Annotated in this window: 23 protein-coding genes; 18 read left to right on the top strand and 5 right to left on the bottom strand. The window is 53.5% G+C overall.

The features are described from left to right. Nucleotides 1–11: 11 nt before the first annotated feature. The gene (locus tag FJ147_14310) at nucleotides 12–191 is read right to left on the bottom strand and encodes a hypothetical protein (protein MBM4257057.1); all 180 of its coding nucleotides are present in this window, start codon (nucleotides 189–191) and stop codon (nucleotides 12–14) included. Between the two features lie 619 nt (nucleotides 192–810). Between FJ147_14310 and FJ147_14305 the strand changes: the two genes are divergently transcribed. From FJ147_14305 to dnaB, 13 genes are all read left to right on the top strand, one after another. Continuing rightward, on the top strand, nucleotides 811–2,091 hold the full coding sequence (locus FJ147_14305; protein ID MBM4257056.1) for a VWA domain-containing protein: 1,281 nt from the start codon (nucleotides 811–813) through the stop codon (nucleotides 2,089–2,091). Then, nucleotides 2,088–3,077: a serine/threonine-protein phosphatase gene (locus tag FJ147_14300; protein MBM4257055.1), complete on the top strand. Its 990-nt coding sequence runs from the start codon at nucleotides 2,088–2,090 to the stop codon at nucleotides 3,075–3,077. Before FJ147_14305 ends, FJ147_14300 begins: the two co-directional genes overlap by 4 nt. After that, the gene (locus FJ147_14295) at nucleotides 3,074–3,940 is read left to right on the top strand and encodes a trypsin-like serine protease (GenBank protein MBM4257054.1); all 867 of its coding nucleotides are present in this window, start codon (nucleotides 3,074–3,076) and stop codon (nucleotides 3,938–3,940) included. The genes FJ147_14300 and FJ147_14295 overlap by 4 nt, the downstream gene beginning before the upstream one ends. A 12-nt stretch (nucleotides 3,941–3,952) precedes the next feature. Further along, entirely contained in the window at nucleotides 3,953–4,492 is a 540-nt protein-coding gene (locus FJ147_14290) for an FHA domain-containing protein (protein MBM4257053.1), read from the top strand. A gap of 11 nt (nucleotides 4,493–4,503) precedes the next feature. Then, nucleotides 4,504–5,055: an FHA domain-containing protein gene (locus FJ147_14285; protein ID MBM4257052.1), complete on the top strand. Its 552-nt coding sequence runs from the start codon at nucleotides 4,504–4,506 to the stop codon at nucleotides 5,053–5,055. Nucleotides 5,056–5,112: 57 nt separating this feature from the next. Continuing rightward, nucleotides 5,113–6,999 (top strand): hypothetical protein, encoded by a 1,887-nt coding sequence (locus FJ147_14280; protein MBM4257051.1) that lies wholly within the window; start codon nucleotides 5,113–5,115, stop codon nucleotides 6,997–6,999. 30 nt (nucleotides 7,000–7,029) lie between these two features. Then, nucleotides 7,030–8,595: a serine/threonine protein kinase gene (locus FJ147_14275; GenBank protein MBM4257050.1), complete on the top strand. Its 1,566-nt coding sequence runs from the start codon at nucleotides 7,030–7,032 to the stop codon at nucleotides 8,593–8,595. A gap of 34 nt (nucleotides 8,596–8,629) precedes the next feature. Next, nucleotides 8,630–9,646, top strand: coding sequence for a hypothetical protein (locus tag FJ147_14270; GenBank protein ID MBM4257049.1), 1,017 nt, complete (start codon nucleotides 8,630–8,632; stop codon nucleotides 9,644–9,646). Nucleotides 9,647–9,751: 105 nt separating this feature from the next. Beyond that, nucleotides 9,752–11,086, top strand: a complete 1,335-nt coding sequence (locus tag FJ147_14265) for an SH3 domain-containing protein (protein ID MBM4257048.1) — start codon at nucleotides 9,752–9,754, stop codon at nucleotides 11,084–11,086. Between the two features lie 148 nt (nucleotides 11,087–11,234). After that, the gene (locus FJ147_14260) at nucleotides 11,235–12,605 is read left to right on the top strand and encodes an NAD(P)/FAD-dependent oxidoreductase (protein MBM4257047.1); all 1,371 of its coding nucleotides are present in this window, start codon (nucleotides 11,235–11,237) and stop codon (nucleotides 12,603–12,605) included. A 13-nt stretch (nucleotides 12,606–12,618) separates the two neighbouring features. Next, nucleotides 12,619–12,999 (top strand): hypothetical protein, encoded by a 381-nt coding sequence (locus tag FJ147_14255; GenBank protein MBM4257046.1) that lies wholly within the window; start codon nucleotides 12,619–12,621, stop codon nucleotides 12,997–12,999. A gap of 8 nt (nucleotides 13,000–13,007) precedes the next feature. Further along, the gene (locus FJ147_14250) at nucleotides 13,008–13,835 is read left to right on the top strand and encodes a cobalamin-binding protein (protein ID MBM4257045.1); all 828 of its coding nucleotides are present in this window, start codon (nucleotides 13,008–13,010) and stop codon (nucleotides 13,833–13,835) included. An 82-nt stretch (nucleotides 13,836–13,917) separates the two neighbouring features. Next, entirely contained in the window at nucleotides 13,918–17,730 is a 3,813-nt protein-coding gene (gene dnaB, locus FJ147_14245) for a replicative DNA helicase (protein MBM4257044.1), read from the top strand. Between the two features lie 20 nt (nucleotides 17,731–17,750). On the opposite strand, the gene FJ147_14240 is transcribed toward dnaB, so the two are convergent. Beyond that, entirely contained in the window at nucleotides 17,751–18,617 is an 867-nt protein-coding gene (locus FJ147_14240) for a GNAT family N-acetyltransferase (GenBank protein ID MBM4257043.1), read from the bottom strand. A 169-nt stretch (nucleotides 18,618–18,786) separates the two neighbouring features. Between FJ147_14240 and FJ147_14235 the strand changes: the two genes are divergently transcribed. Then, nucleotides 18,787–19,641: a pirin family protein gene (locus FJ147_14235; protein MBM4257042.1), complete on the top strand. Its 855-nt coding sequence runs from the start codon at nucleotides 18,787–18,789 to the stop codon at nucleotides 19,639–19,641. A gap of 85 nt (nucleotides 19,642–19,726) precedes the next feature. Next, nucleotides 19,727–20,023, top strand: a complete 297-nt coding sequence (locus FJ147_14230; protein ID MBM4257041.1) for an antibiotic biosynthesis monooxygenase — start codon at nucleotides 19,727–19,729, stop codon at nucleotides 20,021–20,023. An 11-nt stretch (nucleotides 20,024–20,034) separates the two neighbouring features. Here FJ147_14230 and FJ147_14225 read toward each other — a convergent pair whose 3' ends face one another. The 3 genes from FJ147_14225 to FJ147_14215 all read right to left on the bottom strand — a co-directional run bounded on the left by FJ147_14225 (nucleotide 20,035) and on the right by FJ147_14215 (nucleotide 23,626). Beyond that, a complete protein-coding gene (locus FJ147_14225) occupies nucleotides 20,035–20,463 on the bottom strand; it encodes a nitroreductase family deazaflavin-dependent oxidoreductase (protein MBM4257040.1) in 429 nt (142 codons plus the stop codon). Beyond that, nucleotides 20,460–22,697 carry a LamG domain-containing protein gene (locus FJ147_14220; GenBank protein ID MBM4257039.1) on the bottom strand — a complete coding sequence of 746 codons (2,238 nt, stop codon included), beginning with the start codon at nucleotides 22,695–22,697 and terminating at the stop codon, nucleotides 20,460–20,462. Before FJ147_14220 ends, FJ147_14225 begins: the two co-directional genes overlap by 4 nt. A 158-nt stretch (nucleotides 22,698–22,855) precedes the next feature. Further along, nucleotides 22,856–23,626: a nitroreductase family protein gene (locus FJ147_14215; GenBank protein ID MBM4257038.1), complete on the bottom strand. Its 771-nt coding sequence runs from the start codon at nucleotides 23,624–23,626 to the stop codon at nucleotides 22,856–22,858. Nucleotides 23,627–23,938: 312 nt separating this feature from the next. On the opposite strand from FJ147_14215, the gene FJ147_14210 reads away from it, so the two are divergent. The 3 genes from FJ147_14210 (at nucleotide 23,939) to FJ147_14200 (ending at nucleotide 26,789) form a co-directional block, all read left to right on the top strand. After that, on the top strand, nucleotides 23,939–24,781 hold the full coding sequence (locus tag FJ147_14210; GenBank protein ID MBM4257037.1) for a DUF4394 domain-containing protein: 843 nt from the start codon (nucleotides 23,939–23,941) through the stop codon (nucleotides 24,779–24,781). A 45-nt stretch (nucleotides 24,782–24,826) separates the two neighbouring features. Further along, nucleotides 24,827–25,699, top strand: a complete 873-nt coding sequence (locus FJ147_14205; GenBank protein MBM4257036.1) for a TIGR03620 family F420-dependent LLM class oxidoreductase — start codon at nucleotides 24,827–24,829, stop codon at nucleotides 25,697–25,699. A gap of 67 nt (nucleotides 25,700–25,766) precedes the next feature. Then, entirely contained in the window at nucleotides 25,767–26,789 is a 1,023-nt protein-coding gene (locus FJ147_14200) for an alpha/beta fold hydrolase (protein ID MBM4257035.1), read from the top strand. Nucleotides 26,790–26,952: the final 163 nt, after the last annotated feature.

The following is a 26,952-nucleotide window of genomic DNA, read 5'->3' as shown; positions in this document are numbered from 1 at the left end:
AGCGCTCAATATCAAACCCGGTAAGTTTCATGGCGATTGGAACTATACGCTTCTTCCTCGCTCTTAATCGGTAACTTAATTCTTGCCCATGCCTTAACGGCGTGCCCGATCAACGGCACACGAACCACGGAGAATCCCACAACCACTAGGACCATTACATGTTTCAAGACCAACTGTCGATACGGGTACATTCTGCCCTCCTGCTTTAGGTGATAAGAATTCCACGGACCCCATAAGAACAAAGTGCTGTGTTTCGTCCGCGGGGCAACTCTCTCACTTTTACTACGCTTTTGGGATCCGCTAACCGACAGTTTTATTCTTCCCCCTTTTGGTGTAACGCAGACCCTGCACCAGTGATGCACTGCGACATTCAGCGTGTGTCGTCCTAAATCCGATTTAGCACTTGAGGGCTACAAAAATGTGACCGTAAAAGATGAAGTCGCGAGTCCGTTGTTCTCTGGCTATAATAATCACGGAGTGTTACTAAGCTTCTTTTTCGGCAAGACCAACTGAGGAAATCTCTGCCTGGCTGGCTTCAACGGGCGATGTCCTCTGACTCGTACCGTGAGCTGTGGGAAAATCAGGAGCGATATGCTACAGCACGTCCTCAGGTGCCGCGAAAAAATGTGGACGATATATATCCTGTTGTTTTTTTGTATGCTGACCGGAATCGGTGTGGTCTCTGCACGGGAACCAGAAACTCTTCGTGTGCGTCACGCATTTGCCAAGGTGCCAGAGGTTGCTGTGTACCTTGACCTCATTGGCGGTGATAGCCAGCCAGTCGAAACCCCTTAGCCTCAGCATTTTGCTTTGAGCGTTGGTGCATCGCCAGCGGTCAGCTTACAGCTTCAACGATTCGAACATACCGGTGAAGGGGTCGCCTATATTTTTCTTGTCGATGTTTCACAGTCGTTGAAACCAGAACGCTTCGCGCAAATGCGAACTGCCCTCACCGATTGGGTCCAGGAGATGCGGGAGAGTGATCGTGCGGTTGTGATCACGTTCGGCAAAGAGGTAAAACTGATACAGGACTTTACGCGTGACAAAGAAAGTTTACAGAGTGCCATCGCGTCGCTTGCTGCGACCGATACGCTCACTCAGCTTCATCTTGGGCTCGTGCGGGCGTTGGAGGTTGGCAAGCGTGCGGATTTGGACCTGCCCCGGTATCGGGTCATTGTCATCCTCTCCGACGGGCAAGATGACTTCCCTGGAGGTGTGACTTCTCAAGAAGTGTTGGATCGTGTGAAAGAAGATCGTATGCCAATTTATGCTCTCGGGTTTGCCCCTACTGCTGCCACGGTAAAAGACAAAGAGGCACTCAAGGCTTTGGGCGTGTTTGCTCGCACCTCGGGCGGAGAGTACCTTGACGCTTCTGGTGATCAGCTCGAAGCCGAATACGCCCTGCTACGACAGCGTATTCGGCAGGTGTTTGTTGCTCATTTCCTCTGTTCTGCATGTATCGCGAATGGGCAGGTTCACTGGATTCAACTGACCCATACTGCTGGGACAAGAAGGCTGACAGATGGGGTGGCTTTGCGCCTGCTCCCCAATAATATTGCCGCTTCTCCCGCTTCGCTGCTTACTCCTCCTGCTTCTGCGGTGACAGGAAACTCCCACTGGCCCTATCGCATGGTAGGCGCCGTTCTTGCATGTGTTTTTGTGGGTGGGCTGATTCTGTTGCTGATGCGTAAGCCGCAACCGGTTGCGGAGGAAGTTGCCTCTACGCCGTTGCCGGTTGCGCCACCTGTATCTCTGGCATCTGTGGATGTTGGCCTTCAGGTTCGCTTAGCAGAAGTCGGGGCGAGGAGACCAGCAAAAGTTTATGTTACTCGGCTTATCGACCAGCTCGTGATTGGCGGAAGTGCGACTGAGTGCGATGTTGTGATCACGGGTGATCCAGACATTGCTGCGCGCCAGTGTGTACTGGTTCGGGAATACGACAAGGTCTTCGTCAGCGATGTGGACGCACGCAGCAGAACCTTGGTCAACGGAGTACCGATTGCAGGTCGACATAGACTGTATGAAGACGACATTCTGCTGTTGGGGCGGACAAAGTTGCGGTTTCTGTGTGAGTCTGGAGGGGAGGTATGAGGGTCATTCCAGGCAATGCACAGGACATCGGTAGCCGTCAGGAACAACAAGATGCGTTTGGTTTTACTGACATTGATGACACTACATTTGTCGCTCACGGTGGCGTGTTGGCAATTGTCGCTGATGGTATGGGCGGCCTAGCGATGGGGCGGCAAGCCAGTCAGCGGGCGGTTGATACGTTTTTACATGCGTACATGGAAAAACGCCCGGATGAGGAGATTCCTGAAGCTCTGATGCGAGCACTGCATGCGGCGAATTCGATAGTGGTGCAGATTGGTACGAAAGAAAACTTAGGAGGGCACATCGGCACGACTGGCGTGGCCGCAGTGATTCATCATGGGCAATTGCATTGGGTGTCGGTTGGCGACAGCCGGTTGTACCTCTATCGGCAGGGCGCTCTTACTCAACTGACGACAGATCATGCCTTTGCGGCCGAATTAGCCAAAGCGGTGCAAGCTGGAGTGATTAGCCAGGAGGAGGCTGAACGTCACCCCGAGCGTCGGAGCTTGATGAGCTATATCGGCAAGGAGTCACTCACCCAGATCGATAGCAATACTATTCCATTACCATTAGAAAAAGGGGACCGTCTGCTTTTATGCAGCGATGGTCTGTATGGTACTCTTAATCTTGCGGAGATGGCCGCAGTATTGGAAGATGATCCACAATCGGCTGCCGAAGCACTGAAGAATGCTGCGCTGAAGAAGCAGAGGTCCCATCAAGATAATATTACTGCGGTAGTAATGGGATGGGGAGACGAACGCGGGCAGCAGCAAAATTCGTCGATGTTCCCCGGCCTCAATCGCACGCAGCTCCATCGGTATGCTATCCTGGTGCTGGTGGTGCTCTTGGTCGGAATGCTTTGGTTGTTCATCGGATGGCACAGGAGTGAAAGTGGAACGGACGACTACACTCATAGTGAAATAGGTCCGCCGACATCGTCGCTTGGAAACGCAGACCCAGCTGACAAGGAGGGGAGAGCTCCATGAGGCAAGAGCTGAGGAAACCGCAGTCTGTTGTCGAACGTAAAGTTATCGCCATTCTCCTAATGTTAGGCGGAGCCTTCCTTCCTGTCGTGGTTGACGCAGAACGAATACCTCCTATTGAACAGATGAAGAAGAGCACTGTTCGGATCATCTGTGCGACGGATACGAGCACTGGCGTGGGATCGGGCTTTGTCGTTGGCACCGGGAAACATGTGGTGACAAACGTTCATGTCATTTCCTGTATTGCAAATAAGGGAAAAATTACGGTGCAAATCGGCCAGCTCCAATTTATTCCGGCTAAGGTCATACAAATCTCAGAGCGAAAGGACTTGGTAATTCTCGAAACCGAACGTGCATTAGAGCGTCCTCCAGTGACATTGGTGACGAGCGACCGAGTTATGGACGGGCAAGCCGTCTATGCTTTAGGGTTTCCCCCGGCGGCGCAGATGCGCAGTGAGGATGTCACTGTCTCGGTGACGAAAGGGATCATTAGCGCTCGAACGACTTCTAAGGAAGGTGTCGATCAATATCAGATCGATGCAGCTATCAACCCAGGCAATTCGGGTGGCCCACTGTTTAATGAAGATGGCCATGTCATTGGTATCAACACAGCAAAAGCATTGACTGCTGCTGTCGTCCTCGGAGCCGATGGCAAAGCGACGACTGAACGACTGCCGGTTGGCGAAGGAATTGGCTGGGCGGTACAGGTTAATGAACTGCTTCCGTTACTCAAAGACACCGCGATAGCTTACCAAACTGGTGACGTGACCCTTGAGCCGAAATCCGTAGCTAACGTCGTTTCAAGTCACCCGGGACAACCAGCAAAGAGTGATACGAGCTCTGCTCCGTGGTGGGCAGATACGTAACGTGTCTACCTGATGCTGGGAATGCTAGCTGCTGGCACGTCGTTGGTGTTGCTGCTCTTGCTCCGCCGTGGGCAACCTGCAGAAAAAAGCAAACTCTCTCGCCCATCAAAGCCGACCCCGCCGTCGATTCGTCCTGTACCCGAGGGTGGGCCGACCGTGGCAAAGACAACGCCTGATAATCTTGCTCCTTATTTTACTGTCCCTGCCTCCTCAAAAGGTGCACAAAAGCCTGTGCTCCGCGCGCTTGAAGGCCATTTTCAAGGGAGTGTGGTAGAATTAACTGATGAGCCGCTCACTATCGGTCGGGATCCTCGTAACTGTCAGTTGGTATTCCCGCCCAATATGACGGAAATTGGTCGCACTCATTGCATTTTAGGCTTTGACAAAACCGTCCAGGCTTTTCTCTTGGAAGATTGTGGCTCTACGAATGGGACGTTCTTACGCGCAGGTGAGCGGATTGTCCCAGGCTCTGCCAAACGGTTACAACCTGGGGAACAGTTTTATTTGAGTAATCCGATGACCACGTTCGAAGTGAATATCGAGAATAACTGAGGAGACGACCTATGGCGATGCAGCGCTGTCGGCGAGGTCACTATTTCGATGTCGCAAAATCCAAAGTATGTCCAGCGTGTGGGGGAGAAGAGGGCGACCCTGTTCCCTCACCGCCTAAGCGCCAGGATGAGGGACGGGCTCTTTCTGTTCCTCCGACCCAAGCAAAGGGACGCGCCAATGCTGACCGGGAAGGCAATGCACCAACTGTTGGTGTTCTCCATAAACAACTTGGTATCGACCCAGTGGTCGGCTGGCTCGTCTGTACTGATGGTGCCCAACGCGGGCGTGATTATCGTTTGCATAGTGAACGCAATCTGATCGGGCGTGCACCGGAGAATGATGTTTGTATTACCGGAGATGAAACGATCTCACGCACGGCCCATGCCATCATTTCCTTTGAGCCAAGACAACGGGCATTTTTCCTTTCAGCAGGAGAGAGCCGAGGCTTGGTGTATCTGAACAGGGAAGTGATTGAAAGCGCAAAGAAACTTGAACCGTACGATGTTATCGAATTGGGGCAGACGCGGCTTGTGTTCGTTCCTTTCCTTTTTGCCTGGACATAGGAAATCCGCCAACACCGTGAACACGTACTACCTGTGAGAATTTAGGAGGGGAGTATCATGGAAATCGACCGGTTGTGTATGGGCTGCATGGAGGACAAGGGCGACTCGCACATGTGTTCTGCCTGTGGCTTCGATGAACGAAAGCCGGGGTCTGTAGTGGCGTTACCACTACGTACCATGTTGAATCAGCAATACCTGGTCGGTCGAGTATTGGGCTCCCCAGGTGGATTTGGCATCACCTATCTCGGCTGGGATATCAATCTGAAAACACCAGTAGCGATCAAAGAATATAAACCACGCGGGCTAGTGGAACGCGCACCTGATCGTCTGACGGTCGTCCCCCAATCACCAGAAGACGAAGCGCAATTTCACATCGGCTTACAGTTGTTTCTGAACGAGGCTCGTCTGGTCGCCAATCTCGCCCAATTCAATCATCCCAATATCGTACGAGTGCGCGCTCTCTTTGAGGCGAATGGCGCTGGATACATGGTGATGGACTATTATCGTGGACAAGATTTATACGAACGGGTGAAGCAAAGCGGGAAACTCCAGCCCAAAACTGCTCGCTGGGTGATGATGTCCATCCTTGACGGCTTACGCACGGTGCACGAGCATGGCGTGCTCCACCGCGACATTAAACCTCAGAACATCTATATCACCGACCGCAAACAACCTGTGCTACTCGACTTCGGTGCTGCACGCGACGGGTCAAACGGACAGAGTCGTGCGCTGACTGCAATCAGCACTCCCGGTTATGCCCCCTATGAGCAGGAGATCGGCGGTAAGCAGGGGCCGTGGACCGACATTGATGCGTGTGGGGCCACGCTGTATTACCTGCTGTCGGGAAAAGTACCACCGGCGGCATCAGAGCGGAAAAATCATGATGAACTTGTTCCGCTGGATCACCTTGTTCCTGACATTCCGTCTGGGATGAGTGAGGCGATCATGCAGGCGTTGGCGGTCGAATCCGAACAACGGCCGCAGGATGTGCAAACGTTTCAAACGTTGCTCATGCGCGATGGAGAAATCGCGACCTCTCTGGCAACAGCGACCCTGCCACCGACGGTGGCCTCGATTGTCGTGACGTGTCCGAGTTGCAATGTCACGAACAGTGTTCCGGCTGGGCGGACGCTCGCCAACACAGCGTGTGCGAATTGCTCGGCTCCTCTTTCTGTGTCAACGACGACTGCCCCTGTATCGACGAACACCGCGACGCAACATGTCGGACTGTATCCCCTGTTTTTCTCGATGATGACACGAAAGGGCCAGTCGATTGCCATTGGCTCAGCCGTACTATTGCTCCTCTTGGGTGGTGGGCTATGGGCGAAACAGTCGTATGAAAAGTCCCTCGCTGAAGAACAGAACCGACGATTGGCTGTAGAACAAGAACTGAAACAGAAAGCGCTCGAGGCGGAAAAACATGCTGAAGAGGCCAAGCGACTCGTTGCAGAGCGAGAACGGCAACAGAAAGAGGAGATAGAACGGAGAAAGGACGAGGATACCCGCCGATTAGCTGAAGAGAAATCTCGACAAGAGGTTGAAGCAAAACGGTTAGCGGAGGAGAATCAGCGATTGAAGGACAGCTTGCAAGCGTCTTCGCGACAACAGCCTGCTGTACGCGCTGCGCCACTGGATCCAGAGGTTGCTGAGATGGAGCGGCAACGACGGGTCGCTGAAGCGAGAGCTCGGGCTGAAGATGCGACCCGAAGAGCAGAAACCGCCCGCCAGCGTCGAGAAGAAGAGGCGCTACAGCGAGATATCGCAAGAAAGGAGCGGGCGATTGCCGAAGCAGAAGCGAAACTGAGAAGTCAAACCCCCGCAAGTCCGGCTGCGCTGCCAAATAAATCGGAAGACGGAACTGGTGCGTTGGATTCGGTGACGGATATTGCGTGCAAATTCTTAGGAAACTGTGATGCGCGGTTCCGCTCGAACAACAGAAGATAGATACTGGCTACTGTCACTCGTGAGCAGGTTATGAGTATGGTCTTCTCCAATAAGTACGAAGTTATTGACCGTCTCGGTCAGGGAGGGATGGGAGCGGTCTTCAAAGTTCGCCACACAACCTTAGGTACGATTTCTGCGCTGAAAGTTTTGTCTGCTCATTTGATGGAGAGTCCGGGGATGATCGAGCGCTTCTATCGTGAAGCGCGAGTGATGGCGCAACTCAATCATGCCAATATCGTCCGGGTGATCGACATTGATAAAGATGAGAGTCGCGGCTTGTATTACTTTGTGATGGAGTACGTGCAAGGACGAGTGCTCAAACATTATTTGCACGCCTGTGGCCCATTATCGGTGACTGAGGCGCTCGAAATCGGTTGCCAGATTGCCCGCGCACTTGTCTATGCTCATCGGCAAACCCCGCCGGTGATCCACCGTGACATCAAGCCTGAAAATATTATGATCGAGGAACCGTCCCAACGAGTGGTGGTACTCGACTTTGGCATCGCCAAGCAATTAGAAGCCGGCAGTCAGTTTACTATCGCAGGGACACCGAAGTATTCTGCGCCTGAGCAGTTTTTTGGCAAACCTATCACAGGAAGTGCGGATGTCTATTCGCTTGGGCTGGTGCTGTATGAAATGATTACCGGTAAGCAATTTTTTGCCGGGTTGGATAGCAATGCGATCTTTGCTCAGGCACGAGATGAACACCATGAATTTCATGTGAAGTCTTTACCGTCAGCGCCAGCTTCCCTGACCGCCATAGTTAACCGCGCGATTGCGAAGTCACCAGCGAAGCGCTATCCCTCGATGCTCGATTTCATCAAAGAGCTTGATGCCCTGCGTCGCTCGCTGCTGGCGACGGTAGTAGCGGATGAGGGATCAACGGTTATCCTGACTCCACCGAGTGAGGTCCCGCCTCAACCACCCATAAGAAAGGAAGAGCCTGTCGACGTCCACGTTGCGGAACCGTTACCTTCCCGTCAGGATCACCACTATCTTTCGTCGCTTGAGGTGCAAGAGCCAGAACCCTCACGCCTCAGCCCACACAAAGAACCGACCCCTGCACGGGTGAGCAAACCCGCGACCCTCGATAAACCGAAGACCGCGGACGCGCTCTTTTTGTCGGACGGCAAACTCAATCGCCCGCGTTTTTCTCCTGATGCTTTTCGAACCATCGTGGCGACGACCGGTGAGAGTCATGGTGTTGGCGACAAAAAGATTGACGTGTTCCATCTCTTGATCAGTTTGACGCGTGGATCGTATTGCGCTCAGTTTTGTCAATATCTCGATAATCGGAGTACGAAAGACGTCGATGCGAGTCTCAAGCTTCTCCGTGCACGAATTCGGCAAGTTCATCGTCGGCCTGTGGTCGAAGAAAAGCTCATAGTGCGGGAATTACACCGTACCGATCTGACTGCGGCCCTGCTCTCCCTCCTCGACGCAGCAGCTTCTCTTGCTGGAGCAGGAATGATCGAAGAGCGGCATATTTTTATGGCCTTACTTGGGAACGTGCCAGTTGAGCTACGGGGAATGCTGCAAGAAAGTGGCATGACGCTGCCAAACCTGCAAAGATATAGGGATAAGAAAGGGTCATAGGGATCGAAAAAGAAAGGGTTCAAAACAAGAGCGTATGCACAGACGTATTTTCCCCGTTTGGCTATCCGTATGTAGTGGCTTATTGTGCCTTAGTATCGCGGCCTGTGGACCGCAGGTAAAAGTCCTTCCTACTGAACCCGTTGCAACTCCTCAGGCACCAGAAAAAATAAAAGTTGTCGTGCTCCGCCTGGAAAATGCCACCAGAAAAGGGCGTGTGGATGCCAGTACCCCAGAAGACCGGTTGTGGGGCAGCGGTATCCGCGCGCAGATTGTCAAAGCGCTGGAGCAAACCAACCGTGTTGCTGTGGTCACTCATAGTGGGCCACGAGAAGTGTTGCAGCGTGGTTTGTTAACTGTAGCGGGTGACATCAGTGAACAGGTCAGGGCTCGACTGGGGTCTTTTGGTGATGCAGAGTTGATCGTTGCAGGTGCGCTGAGCACGTATCAATTGAGCAAAGAGAGTAAGAATGCGGGCGCTGAAGCTGACCTCCTGTTTCAAGAGACGCAGGCGAAGCTGGTCGCTCTCGATGGGATCGGCGAAACTGCCAAACGGGTTTTTGGTAATATTAAGCCCGCTGGTTCGGATCGGATTGCTATTGAATTGTGGTTGTTTGATGCGAAAAATGGGAAAAGGGTGGCGATAACACGGATCGAAGGAACCCCCAGCGATTCAACGGAAGTAATGGCGACACCAATGCAACAAGCAATGCGTGGAGGAGCGAATAAAGCCGCCAGTTGGATAACCGAGACGCATGCGGCGTTCCGCGCGGGAACATTAGCGCCACCTGCGGTGCTGCCAGTCGTGAAAAAGTCATCGGAACCGACGCTCGAACCTCGCCAAACCATTGTGGCTCCTCCGCCTCCAACGCCGACAAGATTGCCTCGTGCCAACAGGAGCGGCGCGACCAGTGTGGAGAAGGTGGAAAAGAACCTCCCTGCTCCCCCGTCTCCGGTTGCGAGCGAGGAAGATTGGGCAAGTCCGCCGAGTAGGCCTGCTGGTGGAGCCGCCAAAACTCCGCCACGAGATCCTGAGGAATGGGGTGAGAAGTAAATAGCTGTGCTTAGCGTACGCTATTGAGAATCGAACGCTGCTTACTTATCCCTGATAAGTAAGGACCGACTGCTTAGGCCAATCACGAGCGAGAGTGAGGCTATTATGGCTGATGATCCGACCGTGCAGTTTCCGCTCCGGAAACCACGAGAATGTCCAACCTGTGGGCATACCACCCAGCCGAACGAGATTGAATGTAGCTTGTGTGGGACGACTTTGCCCAGCGATTTCCACTCAGCTCCACCACCTGAGAAGCCATTAGTGTCCCCTGCTGCGGACTCGCTTCCTCCGGCAACCGACGATCCCACGGTCGCGGCTCCGTTACCGCCACGCCCTTCGCTTAATGACGAGGCCCCTGCTAAAGCAGTTTCCTCTACTCCAGCTGCCTCACGTCGAGGGAGAGGCAGAGACGCGACCAATGCTGCTGTACGTCCGGTTACTCCACCACCACCGCCGCCGCTTCGCTCTGTTCCACCAGCACCTTCCTTATCTGAGTCGTCTTCGCCACCACCCCCCGTTCAACCTTCTGCTCCGGTGCCTCCAGTCTCTCCACCATCGAATGCGCTGACCAAATGGGGTGGGCTTGCCGCTGGAGCACTGGCACTTTTTTTGGTGAGTTTCTTGATCTTCAGAACGTTTTTTTCTACGCCGGAAAAATCAGAGCTAGTGCCCCTCGATTCGGAGACGGAACCGTCGGCGAAAAATGATCTCACTCGACCACGTGGAGAAGAAGTGGCAACAGGTGACTCCGCGAAAGTTTCATTACCGTCACCACAACCGCCCCCGCCTCCGCCAGTACAAGTTCCGCAACGTCTTGGCCTTGTGACCACGGCTGAGCAACTGCTGCCGATACGCATTTTTGGTGCTGAGCCGAAGGATGAATTACGTGGAGTCGACACTGCTCGCACGCAACTGAATGAGATCTCGCAAAGAGTTCGCGACATATATACCGCTGAGCTAGCAGACAAGCCGCAAACCCTCGGATCTGTCATTCTTGAACTGACGGTTGCCTCAGACGGACAAATTGCCAACGCCGCGACCCATATCACAGGAAGTATCGATGGTACTCTCCAGCAAGCGATTGAGGAGAAGGCCAAGGTAATCCGTTTTGCCCCGATACAAGGCGAAGAGGTCAAAATTTTCTATCCTCTATTGTTATCGCCAGAGAGGATTGATCCCGCGACGTTCGTTTCCCAAGTGAAGGAAGTCTGGCCAGGGCGTTACAAGGTGTTGGCTGCGACGCCAGTGTCCGTCCATGCTGAGGCGAATGACAACGCGCAAGAAGTTGGTACCATCAAGCCTGGCTTGTTTCTGTCTGTCGTCAGCTCACAAGCTGATTGGCTGGGAGTACTTTCTCCCAAAGGCAAAGTCGGATATGTGCGCCGCAGTGCGATCTTCCCCCGTGTGGAGAATGCCAGTGGCGCTGACGCAAAAGGGTAGACTGAGAGCGGGGCTCGGGTTCTCAATTGGACCAAAGACCATTCGTGCACGTGACGCTGAGACGTTGCGATTCTGTCATTCTGAGCGGAGCGAAGCATCTCTCTGAGCGACCCTTCGTTGCACTCAGGGCGACAGCTCAGATGTACTAATCTTTCCTGGTTCGATTGAGACCGGGACAGTGGCTCTATTCCCACTGTTTCCTCTGAAACCAGAGCTTCTCGCCGATGACCTTTTGCCCCTCAGCTGCCTGTGGTACCTTTGGCGTGCTGTGATTGATTGCGACATTGTCATCATTGGTTCTGGACCTGCTGGAACATCTACTGCGCTTCATCTGTTAACGCACGATCCTACGTTAGCCGGAGAGATCCTGCTGCTCGATAAAGCTGTGCATCCGCGCGACAAGATCTGCGCTGGCGGATTGATTCCTCATACCCTCGATTGTTTGCGTGAACTCGAGATTCCTCTTTCGGTCCCGCATGTGGCGGTGGACCGCGCGTACGTGCGAGTTCCACCAGGGCGCGAGGTGTTTTGTGATGATGGCGGAATGTGTTCCGTTATTCGTCGCGACGAGTTTGATTTCTCGTTGGTACAAGCTGCTCGTGAACGTGGCGCGGTTCTCCGTGAAGGAGAGAAAGTCCTCGAATTACGGCGCGAGCAGGGTCGTATACTGGTTGTGACAGAAACAGAAACCTTCCGGGCGCGTGTCGTCGTTGGTGCTGATGGCTCAGGCAGTCGCGTCCGGCGCCAACTCGTGGGAGAGTGCGACACTGCCGTCGGTAAAGCGCTCATGTGTGATATCCCAGTGGCAGCCACAGCCTGGGAAGGCTTTGCGCAACGACGTTATGACTTCAACTTCCTCCCAGTGAGTCAGGGCCTAAAGGGGTATTTATGGGAGTTTCCTTGCTTGATTCAAGGCGAACCGCATATCAATGTCGGTATTTATTCATTGGGTGATACGCACCTTACAAATGCGGATTTGCAACGACTGTTGTCTGCAGAGGTTGAAGGCCTTCGGGGCCAGGGGCCAGGATCTCAAATGCAAAATGCAAAATGCAAAACGCAAAATTTTACAATCTGCAATCCGCAAGCTGCAATCCGCAATGTTAAGTTCCGCGCCTTTCCCATCAATGGTTATACACCTGGCGTATCGCTTGCCGCACCGAACGTCGTGCTCGTCGGTGATGCTGCCGGAGCAGAGCCGCTCATGGGAGAAGGGATCTCGTTCGCGTTGGAGTACGGAAAATTTGCTGCGCAGTCTATTACGCGCGCATTGCAGACGCAGCGTTTTGAGTTTGAAGATTATACCGCGTACATCGCGCAGTCCTGGCTCGGGAAGAAACTCGCGCGTCTCCACTTTGCTACGCGACTCTTTTACGGTGGAACACGGCGATTTTGGTTTGCTCTCGCAGCTCGCAATAGACGACTGCAATCGATTGGATTGAAATGGTACAACGGAGTTGATGGGTGGCAGGAAAAGAGTCGCCGCGATGCTTTTCGTGCTGTGCTCTTTTCCCGTTAGGGGAGGATGGCCTATGGCTCAGAGAAAACGAAGCACACCAGTTCCTCGCAAGCAACGTTCATGGACCCTTGCCAAGTTTTTGCTGATTGTTGGCTACGGTGCCGTGTTTGCTTTCCTTGGGGTCATTTACATGATGCGCCAAGAACTGTTTCGCGTCGGTATTTTTGGTGAGAAGCAAGCGATCCGCACTCCTGTACCTCAACCTACACCGCCACCGCAAGTTTTGGCTGAACCTCAACGTTCAGCCTCGCCATTGCCGCCGCCAGTTGTCCAGGAACGGCTCCGTTCGAATCCGCCTTCGTCCGTTACCACGCGCTCTCCGTCAGCACCGACTGGCGAGATCACTGCGGACGAGAAGCAAGCCCTTGATGACATTCTTCGCTCGAAACGCTGAACGCTGTTATGGAATTTCTTGACGAAGTCTCTCGAACTGTGTCCTTTGCACAGACGCCGCGTCGCATCGTCTGCCTTGTCCCGAGTATTACCGAAACGCTTTTTGCCCTCGGTGTCGGTGAGCGTGTGGTGGGGGTGACAGAGTATTGTACGCACCCGCCGGATGCCGTCGCGCGTGTGACAAAAGTTGGCGGTACCAAAGACCCACAGATTGAGACAATCGTGCGATTAGCGCCAGATATCGTGATTGTGAATGATGAAGAAAATCGCCAAGAAGATTTTACGGCCCTGACCGAGCGAGGGTTGGCAGTGTATGTCACTGCACCACGCACGGTGGCTGGTGGCATCGCCATGATCGAACGCCTTGGCCCAGTCCTCGGATGCCAAACTACGAGTGATGCAATGGTGGGGCGATTACGTTCACTCTACGAGCAGGTGCTACGGGCATCCGCTGCAGGACCGCGATTGCGAGTGTTTTGTCCAATCTGGCGAAAACCGTGGATGACGTTTAATGCGGATACCTACGCTGATGATATGCTGTGGAGTTGCGGAGCCGAGAATGTCGTGCGCGCCAAAGCTGATCGCTATTTTTCGACCACCCTCGAAGAGATCGCTGTGTACGAGCCAGAAGCCGTGGTGTTGCCGAGTGAACCGTATCCGTTCACCAATAAGCATTTTGTTCACCTCAAGGAATTAGCGGATACCCCGGCTGGTCGCGGCGGGCATTTCTACTGTATTGATGGCATGGCGTTGTGTTGGTATGGGCCGCGTATCGCCGATGGGCTGACTGAACTGTCGCGTTTGTTTGCGTACGTGCGGTCGACTATCGATGCGTAGCCTCTTGTCGCAAAGCGAAGAAAAAGAGAAAATGAAAAAATCCGTGAGTGTTGTCCTGTAACTGAGGGAGACGATTGTGGCCATTCTCGAAGATGCGCTTCGTAAGGTTCCTCCACAGAGTTTAGACGCTGAAGAATCCGTTTTAGGCGGAGTGTTACTCGATCCGCACGCACTCGATCGTGCGATCGAGTCGATGGGCGCTGAGGACTTTTATCGCGAGGCGCATCGTAAGATTTTTCGCGCCATGTTGGCGTTGAGCGAAAAAGGTGAACCGATCGATCTGATTACCCTCACTGATACGCTCAAAGCACGTGGTGAACTGCAAGACATCGGCGGTGCGACGTACCTGGCGGAACTGGTCGATAAGGTACCGAGCGCTGCGAACATGGCCCATTATGCCCGTATCGTGCGCGAGAAGGCCGTACTCCGCAGTTTGATCAACGTCTCGAATGAAATTGCCAGCCGCTGTTACAGTGGCGAAGAGGATATCGAGCGGTTTCTTGATGAAGCCGAGCGGCTCATTTTTGAGGTATCAGAGAAACGCGTGCGTCCGGCTTTCTTCAAGATGAGCGAGATGATCATGGACACGGTGAAAACCGTGGAGCGTCTCTTCGAGCGCAAAGAGTTGGTGACCGGTGTCCCCACCGGATTTTTGGATCTTGATCGCATGACCGCTGGGTTACAGCCTGCTGATTTGATCATCGTTGCGGCAAGACCGAGTATGGGGAAGTGTCTTAAGTATGATGCTGAAATCGTTGACGCTGAGACTGGAGTCGTGCGAACGATTGAGGAGATTTGCCAAACTGAGAAGGTCAATCTTTTAACCCTCGATGGAGAGCTCAAGCTACGTACGACCTCGCCAAGTTATTATATTCCCGATGGTGTAAAACCGGTCTATCGGGTGCGTACCGCTCTTGGTCGTGAAGTTGAGACAACGCTTAGTCATCCTTTTCTCAGCCTAGCTGGATGGCGTCCTTTAGCTGAGTTGCAGGTAGGGGACCGCGTGGCGGTTCCGCGCACTCTTCCTATCTTCGGTAATGGTGATCTACCGGATCACACAGTGAAGCTGCTGGGCTATTTACTTGGCGATGGTGATCTCACTGAAGCCTATCCGCGTTTCGCCAATGGCAATCCGCGTATTATGGCGGATTTTGTTGGGAGTGCGAACCAGCTCGATGGTGTGACACAGTTGTTAGCTGAGCAAGGGCTTCTGGGTAAGGGAGCGGCGGAGAAATTTACTCCTCCAGTGGTATTCACGCTCCCAAAAGAGAAACTTGCCCTGTTCTTAAATCGTTTATTCAGTTGCGATGGGAGTGTTTTTGTTTATAAGACGCAGCAAACCGGGGTCAGTTATTCTTCAGTTTCTGCCAAGCTGGCACGGCAAGTGCAGCACTTGCTCCTCCGCTTTGGCATCCTTAGTAAACTGCGCGAGAAGAACGTCCGCTACAAAGAAACTCAGCGGATTGCGTACGAAGTCGAGATTCTTGGCGCAGCGGATATTCTCACCTTTGCCCGAGAAATTGGCATCTTTGGCAAAGAAAAGGCTTTACAACAAGTAGTGAACATTGTCTCGACCCGTCGCCAAGGCTGGACCAAAGATACACTCCCGCTTGAAGTCTGGGCACTGGTGAATGCAGCCAAGACAACCAAGAGCTGGCGAGAAATCTACGCACAGATGGGACGCGAGGCGTCTCACAATATTCATAATTGGCGGCGACAACCACGACGAGAAACACTGCACCTGCTCGGACAAGTGTTACAATCGCAGCAGCTCATCGCGTTAGCAACGAGTGATGTCTATTGGGACACGATCGTCGAAATCGAATATATTGGTGACCATCGAGTCTATGATCTGACTATCCCAGAAACACACAATTTCGTTGCCAGTGACGTATTGGTGCATAACACCGCCTTCGTGCTCAATATCGCCCAATATGTAGCGTTGCACGCGAACACCGCAGTCGGTGTCTTCTCGCTCGAAATGTCGAAAGAACAGTTAGTGATGCGCATGCTTTGCTCCGAAGCACGGGTTGATAATGCAAAGGTACGCACGGGCTACCTGGGTGAACGAGATTTCCCTCGTCTGGCGATGGCGGCGGGGCGATTGGCCGAAGCACCAGTGTTTATTGATGATACGCCAGCACAGAATGTGCTCGAATTGCGCGCCAAAGCTCGTCGCCTCAAGCGCGAAGCGAACGTCGGCTTAATTGTTATCGATTACTTACAACTCATGCGCGGCCTTACGTCCTCGGAGAATCGTACGCAAGAACTCTCGGAAATCTCCCGGAGCCTCAAGGCACTGGCGAAAGAATTGGACGTGCCGGTGATCGCACTCTCGCAGCTTAATCGCCAAGTGGAGCAGCGTGCCGACAAGCGACCGATGATGTCGGATATTCGCGAATGCGTTACTGGAGATACGCTTGTTGTCCTTACTGACGGGCGGCGAGTCGCAATTCGGGATCTTGTGGGGACGACACCAGAAGTCTTTGCTGTTTCCCAAGCTGGGCAGATCGTACCTGCGCGCAGTGATCGTGTCTGGCGAGTGGGGACTCGACCTATATTCTCTATCCGGCTTGCCAGTGGTCGATATATTCGTGCGACCGCTCGGCACAGATTGCTGGGTGCAGAGGGATGGAAGCGGGTAGAGGAATTGAACATTGGTGATCGTCTCGCGCTTGCGCGTCGGATACCAGAGCCACAGGATGCAGAGTCATGGTCGGATGCTCGTGTTGCGCTGCTGGCTCAGCTAATTGGTGACGGGAGCTATGTAAAACACCAGCCCCTTCGTTATACGACGAGTTCCGAGGAGAATAGTCGAATCGTAGCAGAATCGGCGCGAAATGAGTTTGGCGTACAGGTCACCCGACATCCAGGCCGGAGAAATTGGCATCAGTTGGTGATGAGTGGCAACGGCAATCGTTGGCATCCTGCTGGAGTAAACAAGTGGTTGCGTGACCTTGGTATCTATGGTCAACGATCACATGAAAAACGAGTTCCTGCGGAAGTCTTCCGCCTAAAGAATGACCACATTGCCCTGTTTCTCCGCCATCTCTGGGCGACAGATGGGACGATCTCTGTTCGTTCTGAAGACCAACGTGGTGGGCATGCGGTGATGTATAGTACCAACAGTCCCGGTTTAGCCCAGGATGTGCTCGCGCTCTTACTTCGCTGTGGTATCGTGGCGCGCGTCTATACCGTCCAGAAAGGGACGCATCGACCTACCCATCTGGTGACGGTGTCTGGAGCAGAGCAGCAATTGCAGTTCCTCAACGCCGTTGGTGCATTTGGTCCTCGCCGGCAGAAAGCTGAACTACTGCGTCAGGCGCTTCGTTCGGTACGCTCTAACACGAACGTTGATACGGTTCCTCAGGAATGGTTCGTGCAGGTGAAAGACCTCATGGTCGAGCAGGGCATTTCCCAGCGCGCAATGGCTTCTGCTCGCGGCACCTCCTATGGTGGTACGGCTCATTTCCGCTTTGCACCTTCACGACAAGTATTGCTTGAGTATGCAAACTTACTGTCGAGTGAGCATCTACGCGCTCGAGCTACGAGTGACCTCTTCTGGGACAGGATCGTAGCAATTGAGCCTGCAGGTGAGGAAGAGGTATATGACTTAACCGTACCAGGGCCTTCCTCGTGGCTTGCCGATGGGGTTGTGAGTCATAATTCGGGCTCAATTGAGCAGGACGCAGACGTGATCATGTTTATCTACCGCGACGAGGTCTATAAGTCAGACTCACAAGATGAGGGGGTCGCGGAGATTGTCGTTGGCAAGCAACGCAACGGACCCACGGGGACGGTGCGACTCGCGTTTCGTCGTGAGTATACACGCTTTGACAACCTCACAATGGGAGAGGCCGAACCTCCGCCGCCCGAAGAAGGCGAGGCTGGGTAACAATAACAGGTGAGATGTGCTTACGTCCGCGCCGAGCGCGGGAGCGAGAATGGATGTCCTTCTGCTGCAAACGGCCCGCGTACCATAAAATATGACGGGCCGTCGTGCTCAAAGAGGTACGGCCGGGCTTCAGCTTGTACGCTCAGACGATCGGGGGTAAAGCAAATCGACACTTCCGCAACCCGCTGGGGTATGCGCTCGACAATCGCTAACAGCGGTGGAATCTGCGGTCCGACAACGTCAAACAGCGTGAGATGGGTTCCTTCCTGCTCAAGACATAACATCACATCGAGGTCTTCGGCGTAGTACAGCGGACGGCTGCCTTCATTAAAGCAGAAGACCGCTTTTTCGTTGACGACACCAACTGCCTGTGAGACTGGCACTCGGGTTTCAAGCAGGCGATGTAGGAGAGCAATGTCTGGTGCACAACTGAGGTCGAGGAGGCGCATGCCGTTACCATGCTGTGTCGGGTGATAGTGCACAGTGAAGCCATGCTCCTGAACGACTCGAAACCCAAACGGCTCGAAATACTCTGGATGCTCAGTGGTAAGAATTTGTGTTGCATAACGCTGGTCACAATAGTACAGGGCTTCTTCAATAAGCTGACGATAATGCCCGTGACGGCGACAGTCAGGCTGCGTCGCAACGCCGTGGATAGACCCGACCGTCACTTGCTCGCCGAGTACAATGAGCGACAGTTCAATAACACCGACATGAGCAAGAACGCGTGTTCCCTCACGAGTGACAAACGGTGTCGAGACCGATTCCCACGGCGCTCCTAACGCACGAGCATGCAATGCGACCTGCCGAAGCCCAGGAAAGACGGTATCGATCAAGTCGAACAGTGGTTCACTTAGTGTTGGGTTAGTAGCAAATGCGTACTGCATACCACGGCTCCCCTCGGTACTTCCTTTGCTTACGTATCTTACGCGAGTGACGCAAGCTCCTCTTTCATCGGTCCGTTGGGACTGACATGGTATCGAGCAACCACTTCGGATACACATAGGGAAGAATTATGGTGGCTTTTGATGCATTGCTACCAGTAAGGAGCGACCTATGTCGACACGTGCAGTGACGCGAATCATCAAGGCGCAACCGACGTCAGATGGAGCCGGAGTGCGTTTGTTTCGCACGATTGGTTCGCAAACGCTTGACGCGCTCGATCCGTTCTTGTTGCTCGATGAGTTCAAGTCGGACCAGAGGAACGACTATCTTGCCGGATTTCCTGATCATCCGCATCGGGGCTTTGAGACGGTGACGTACATGCTCGCTGGTTCGATGCAACACAAGGATCACAGGGGGAACGAGGGCAATCTTGTTGCTGGCAGTGTGCAATGGATGACTGCTGGGCGTGGCATTATTCACTCAGAGATGCCCAAACAGGATAACGGTCTCATGTGGGGCTTTCAGTTGTGGGTCAATCTTCCTGCAGCGCAGAAGATGACCGCACCACGCTATCAGGACATTCCGCCTGAGAATGTTCCTGAGGTTACAACTCCTGATGGTGTAAAAATTCGTGTAGTTGCCGGAAAAATCGCAGGCGTCACTGGCGCTTTCCAAGGTATTGTGACGGAGCCTCTGTACCTTGATGTCCACGTTCCACGTCACACGAACTATTCACTCTCTGTGCAAAACGATCACACTGCCCTCTGCTATGTCTTCGTTGGCCAAGGCTCCTTTGGGGCGACAGATTCGACTTCCGGCCAGCGTGTGGCGGCACAGCAGCTCGCCGTTCTTTCTGATGGTGAAGCCCTTACTGTGAAGACCGAGAACGAAGACGTCCGCTTTCTCCTGTTGGCAGGAAAACCGCTGCGCGAGCCCATTGCCCGCTATGGGCCGTTTGTGATGAACACGCGCGAGGAGATCGTTAAGGCGTTTGAAGATTATCAGCGCGGGACGTTCTTGGATTAAAGGAGTGAAACCGATAGCTGCCTTCGTGCATCTAAGGCGTCTGCAGGCTACTTGTCTGCTTGCAGTATACAACTTAGGAGGGACTATGATCGTTACTGTATTCCGCGCACGCGTGCGCGAAGACGCTAATCTCGAAGAACTAGGAAAACTCACGCAACGGATGTTGGATATTGTCCAGCGTATGCCAGGATTTATCGGTCAAAAAGATTTCCAAGCCGAAGATGGGGAAGGGCTGACATTGGTAGAGTTTGACACCATGGAAAACCAAATCCGCTGGCGCGACCACCCCGAGCACAAAGCTGCTCAAGAACTAGGCAGGAAGAAGTTCTTTAAGGAGTATAGCGTACAGGTATGTGAGTTAGTGAGGGGGGCGCGATTGTAGGGCGGCCCCCCTTAAGTTGCGGTTAACTCAACGACCGGAATCGCGCGTGTCGTTTTCTTTTGGTAGTCAGCATACGTTGGATACAGCGCGAGCAGTTTCGGCCAGATGGTATCCTTCTCTTCAGCACTGACTGTTCGTGTACGATAGCGTTGTTTCTTGCTGTGTAACTCAACCTCAACCTCAGGATTGGCAACAAGATTTTTGTACCACCCTGGAGCGGTATCGTTTCCGCCAAAGGAAGCAACGATGTAGAGTTTGCCGTTTTCTTCAATATACAGCAGAGGCACTGAGACCTCACGGCCTGTTTTGCGTCCACGTGTGGTAAGGATGAGCATCTGACGCATCACTCCAGGGCCGGTGAGTCCGATGCTGCGAAAGAGAAAGGTATGCAAACTGCTGAAACTGCGGATCGCGCCTTCCTGCCAAGAATGCATTTTCATGAGTCCTTCCTTTCCGGTAGCGGTTCCTCTGCGACAAACCGCCGTAATACATTATCCGTTATACGAGATACGTTATTGTCATAGTTGTTGTATGACAATGACCCACACCACGCGATGGAACCGGTAGAAAATACAGCGCCACCCTTGGCACACTCGAAATAGACCATGTCTGCTCGGACCAAGGGATTGACCGTTCCGCCTTGGCGCGAGTCACTAATCAGGACTTCTTCGACAACATGTTGATACGAATCCGAATGACCGAAGGAAGAAGCAAGTACGAGTGCGTGTGGCGGCGTGCCTAGCGCAGCATCAGCACGATCGAGTTCAAAGCCTGCAGCGCCGTGGTTGAGTACCAGTGAAGGAAAGTCTCCAATCAGTTCATCTTTGCCAATACCTGCAAAAATGAACGCTGCACGTGGATCGAAACTGGCAGGCTGACGTTGGTAGAGGCGGTTGTTATCAAAACCCTGCGCTGTGAAGCCTACACCAGCAAGTTTCTGCGGCGCGTGACCACGATAGCGCCATAACCCGCCGAGTTCACCGGTAGTGCTGAGATAGTACTCCCCTGGGTTGGCGTCCCACGCACGAATGCCGCCCCAACGGCGGACCTCAATGACGTGAGGTCGTTGCGGAGCAATCGCGGTTACCCAGTAGAATCCATTGCCACCGAGATACATCAGCCGGCCACCATTCCGGAGATGGGCCTCAATTGCTGAGAGCATGTCGCCAGTCCAATACTCTGGATGACTGCCGGTGAGTACGACTTTATACGATGCCAAGAGATCAAGCCCGTCGTGATGAAGATCCTCGTCGGTAATGACATCATACTCATGCCCCTTGGCCTCAAGCCAATCGACAAGGTGAAGATCGGCGGGAAATTGATGTGGACAGCCGAGAATACGTGTGTGGTACTTGGGGCGGAGTGTCATGATTGGACGTAAGCGCGAAGAATAACACACGCCGCTCCCGTCGGTATGGTGATCATACAAACTGACTAAGCCATACCTGGCGGTGTATTCATCTTCGGGTGTCACAGCTCCGCGCTGCTGATTTGGCGCAAGGCGATAGGGGAGCTTGAGCTGTTCATTGGCATAGGCGAGATAGCTGTTGGTTGGCATCAGGAATACCGCGCGTGCGGTAGGCATCCCTTTTTTCGGTCGTACGACAAAAGGAACATAATCTTCTCCGCCTTCGGTACGCAGGCGTGCCGCATAGATGCCACTTTTCATTTGCGCGGGAATGGTCAAGGAGAAATCAACCTCCCATCCAGCATCATCAAGATCGTCGTCGTGAAAGTGAATCGCGCTGTACTGATGAGGAACATCGCGAAAGTTCGTCTCTTGACCGGTCCAATGGTAACCAGTCATCGCCCGCGCTGGCATATTGACCGTTTCGCCATGCAATCGATGTGGGGAAATATCCAGCACCTCTCGTGATGAGATCTCACGCGAAAAGTCCCACGCGGCAACGAGAGCCGAGTCGAAGGCGAGGGGAGAGGTGCCGCGTTTGAGTGAACGAATTTCCTCCGGTGTGCATGCGCGACTAAACACGCATGGACTATCGACCTTGCCGTTGAAATGGCCTTTGGCAAGGACGTTGCCTGTTGACGACCGCTCCCAATACGCCGCGATCAGAAGGTCACACGTATTGTCGGGGACTTGGTGAATGGCGACTTTCTGTTCGACGGTTGCTCGCGAGTCATCCTGCGGCCAGTTGAGTAACGGTTCTTGGTACAGGCGCACGATGCCACTCTGCGCATCGAATGTTGCGGCCACAAAATACCACTCCGCTTTCCGTAGCGCTTTTCCGCTACTGACGTGGACGAAGTGGCCTTGGGCGTCACTGAGCCACAGCGCAAGTGCGCCTTGCGCATCTATCGCTAATCCGTAGCCTTGGTTATCCAACCACTTTGTGATGATGCCTTGTTGGCCTTTCTGTGGTGTTGTTGGCAAAATCCAGGTTTGGATAGTGAAGCTGTTGCGTAGCCGTAGCGCTGGATTGCAGGGAATGCGAACATACGACCCTGTGTAGATTTCTTGCAAACGCCCTGGATACTCACGACTGACTGAACTTGACACCTCCTCTTCTCTGAAGCCTGGGCCACGTGGGTTGGGGTCACCGTGGATGAGGCGAACAATGTCCGCTCGGTAACTTGGTTGTTCACAACTCACCATAAAACGGATTGCGTCCCCGGCTGCAACGCTGAGACGATCGGTGTAGCCTACGACTTTCATGTGTACCTCAGTGCAGATTATGTGTGTAATGGGCTGGTTTTCTGTACTTTCGGCTCTCCCCCCTCGCCCTCTTCCTACGCAGGGAGAGAGAAGTCTGAACGTAACAAGCTCGGGGGAAGGCGAGATCTGAACGAACGCCACCTGCAGGTTGCTCGGTGTTACGCTTTCTTCTTGCCCCACGTATCCCAGTACAGCACGTCATCAACTGGTTTGCGTTTATTTGTCCCGAGCTTACCACGGGGGTAGCCCATTGGCAGAAGTGCTGCAACTTCCATAGTGGCGGGGACACCGACTTTCTTCATGAGTTCGTCTTCGAAAAAGAAGTGTGTCGTGGTGAGGACTGAGCCAATTCCGTAGGCACGACAGGCTAACAGGATGTTCTGCACGGCCGGATAGATCGACCCGTGGACCGTTGCCGTACTGCCACGCAGATTCTTTGCCTGTACCCAAGCCGGATACTCTTTCGCATGGCAGGCGAGCAGAATGACCGGTGCTTCGTTCATGTGCTCGGAGAGATATATTGACGCTTTGATTGCCCGTTGTCGATCCGGCGGGAGGTCACTGAGTGGAGGTTGGCTCGCACGCGACTTTTGTTGCGCATCACGGTAACGATCACGGATGAACGTCTTAATTTCTGGATCACGGACCAGAATAAAGCCCCAATCTTGGCGGTTCCCACCGGTTGGTGCATGCACACCGGCTTCAACAATTTTTCGCAGGACTTCTTCAGGAATCGGGTCGGGCTTGAGGCGACGAATTGAGCGTAACGAGTAGATGATGTCGAAAAGCTTGGCGTCAGTCGGGTTTTCTGCGGCAATCGCCACTGTCGACGATAGCGGTGCCGTTGCACTGATTGCGCCAATGCTGAGGCCTTTCATGAACGCACGTCGGGTGACGTTCAGATCGGAGCGAGTGTTTCCTTTGGCCATGCAGGTTCCTCCTTGCGTGCTGATTCTCTGTCGGTCTGGTGCGCCAGTCAAGGCGACCCATCGTCTTTTGCTTGTGTACCGAGGAATGAGTTACAGGAAATCAGCGCAGAAGACTCACCGTATGTGCAGGGAGAGGGAGCAAACTTTCTTTTTTTTTGCTATGAAGGAAGCAGGTCCTCTGTTTGTTTGGTGGTGACGTGAGAAGAGCAGAACTACTGGGAGACGATGTTGTGAGGGGTGGTACGAGAATTCGCCTCGTATGAACCTCTTGGCAAATAGCAGTAAAGAATTCTGAGTTCGTGAGGAGGAGATATGGTAGGAATGTTTGCATCTCTCCGTACGGGAGCGATGGTGCTACTGTCAAGTGTGTTAGCGAGTGGGATGCTTGTCCATTGGCCGACAAGCGCCACGGCTGAAATGCTCGTGGGGGCGACTGAAACCAATCGACTGGTTTTGTTTTCAAGTGATCGCCCACGTCGCGTCAAAACCATTCGCTTGAGCGGGCTTGGGCCGAATGAGCGGATTCTTGGGCTTGATGTCCGTCCGGCGAGTGGGCAGCTCTACGCGCTCGGCAGCACCAATCAAATTTATACGATCAACCTCGATCAGAGAAGGGTTACACCTGTTGGGGACCCGTTCTCACCTGCGCTACGAGGTGACTTCTTTGGCTTTGATTTCAATCCGCAGGCAGATCGTATTCGCATTACGAGTGACGCGAATCAAAACCTACGCATTCATCCTGATACGGGGATCGTTGTGGGGGACGATACCGACTTGGCGTATGCGACGAACGACAGCGGAGAAAGATTCGATCCTGGAGCGGTTGGGGCGGCATATTCTAATAATGACAACAACCAGGCGACCTCCACTACTTTGTATGACATTGATGCCTCGCGTGATGTCTTAGTCGTCCAGAGTCCACCGAACGACGGAGTCTTGACTACTGTTGGGCCCCTTGGTGTCGGTACTCCCGCTTCACTAGTTGTCGGCTTTGATATCTCTGGGGTTGGTGGTGTTGCTTATGCAGTCTTGAATTCGGCGAACAGTGACCGCTCGCGGTTGTTTACTATCGATCTACGGACGGGAGCCGCGACGTTTATCAGTGATATCGGAGGGCCGGAACTCTTGACCTCGTTTGCCACTCTTGGGTTCTGAGGCACGTTCCTATTCGAGCCGGACATGCTGGTAGAAAGGTGAACTATGGAAATCGGAAAAATCGGCGCATTCTGTTTTCTTGATGCGATGCCAGCAGACGAGAGTGCGGCATTCTGCCGTCGCGTCGAACGGATGGGATACAAGGTGTTATGGGCACCAGAAGCGTGGGGACGTGACCCATTTGCCCAAGGTGGCTATTTGCTCGCTAAAACTGATCGACTGATCTACGCGACCGGTATCGCTAACATCTGGGCGCGCGATCCAGTGGCGATGGCGGCGTCAGCCAAGACCTTAGCCGAGGCTGCTGAAGGTCGATTCATTCTCGGTATCGGTGTCAGCCATCGTTCTTTGGTTGAAGACCTGCGTGGCCATAAATATGCCAAGCCTTATAGTTACATGAAGGAGTATGTCGCGACGATGAAGTCGGCATTGTACCGCGCTGTTGCTCCCAAGATTGAGCCACCTTTGGTGATCGCGGCACTGCATCCGAAGATGGTGGCACTCACCGCGCGTGAAGCGCGCGGAACCCATACCGCTTTTTGCCTCCCTGAACATACCAAACATGCACGAGAGGTAATGGGGCCGGACGCATGGGTGTGTCCCAGTGTGATGGCGATTTTGCAGCGCGATGCTACCAAAGCGCGGGCCCGCGCGCGGCAACAACTGAGTTTCTATGCTAATCAAGAGAACTACCAACGGATTTTTCTGTCGCAGGGATTTTCCCGGCCAGACTTCGAGAATGGTTGTAGCGACCGTTTAGTTGACGCGTTCATTCCATGGGGCAGTGAAGCGCAGATTCGTGAACGCATCGATGCGCATCTGGCTGCTGGTGCCAGTCATGTCTGTTTGATGCCGCTCTCGTGCGATAAGCCCGATCAGCCTGATGAGCGGTTGTTGGAGGCTTTTGCTCCAAGATAAATGGACGTTGCCAGAGGCCAAGCTCATTTCCTCTAGCAATTTGGAGTCAAAGGAGGGACAACTGACCATGGCCGACTACGAGATCTTTGACTTAGGGAAGGTCGTACTGCAATGCGGGCTGACGCTCCCCAAAGCCCAGCTCGCGTACAAAACCTACGGGGCATTGAACGCTGCGCGTGACAACGCGATTGTGATGCCCACTTTCTATGGTGCGCAACACGCTGAGAACGAAACCCTGATCGCGGCGTTGCCTACGCTTGATCTAAAGAAGTACTTTATCGTCGTGCCGAACATGTTCGGGAATGGATTGTCCTCTTCTCCCAGTAATACGCCTCCGCCGTTTGATCGTGCAACCTTTCCCAACGTTACCGTGTACGACAACGTTGTGTGTCAGCATCGTCTCGTGACTGAACACTTGAGTATCACGCGACTCAAGCTCGTCGTTGGCTTTTCGATGGGTGCGCAGCAAACGTTTCAGTGGGCGGCGCTGTATCCAGATATGGTACAAGCTATCGCTCCAATCTGTGGCTCGGCGCGGACATCGCCTCACAATCAGTTGTTTATTGAGGGAGTACGAGCCGCGTTGACCGCTGACGCTGCATTCGCTGATGGCTGGTATGAGAGTCCACCGATCAAAGGATTACGGGCCTTCAGTCGCGTCTACATGGGCTGGGCCTTCTCGCAGGACTTCTTTCGCGAACAAGAGTACCGCAAAATGGGCTTTGCCTCACAGGAAGATAGCGTGCGGTTTCTGGAAGGGTACTTCCGCAAACGAGATGCCAACGATCTGTTGGCGATGCTCTGGACATGGCAACATGCCGACATCAGCGCCAACGACATGTACAAAGGCGACTTCGCCGCAGCGCTGCGGGCGATCAAAGCACGGGCAATCGTCATGCCGGGTGAAACTGATCTGTATTTTCGTGTGCGAGACAATGAGTTAGAAGTTGAGCAGATGACGAATGCGAAACTCCGCCCTATTCCTTCGATCTGGGGGCATGTGGCAGGGATGGGGATCAACCCGCCGGATAATGCGTCTATTGATGCGGCGTTGAAAGAACTATTACAGGACTTACGCTTTGGACCTTAACAAGCCGTGACATGAGGGTTTTGTAGTTCAGCGCGGAGGTAATGACTAAACAAACTCTCCCGCACGGCATACAGGGTCTGGCCCAGTTCTTGAGCTTTCACTTTCAAGGATACCCACGCATGATAACAACATGCTAAGTGATTGCGCTGTGCCCGCGCCGCCC

This window comes from Deltaproteobacteria bacterium (genome assembly GCA_016874775.1).
Classification (GTDB): Bacteria; Desulfobacterota; Binatia; order Bin18; family Bin18; genus VGTJ01.
Note: the sequence above shows the minus strand (reverse complement) of the source record. Positions and strands in the feature narration are given on the sequence as shown.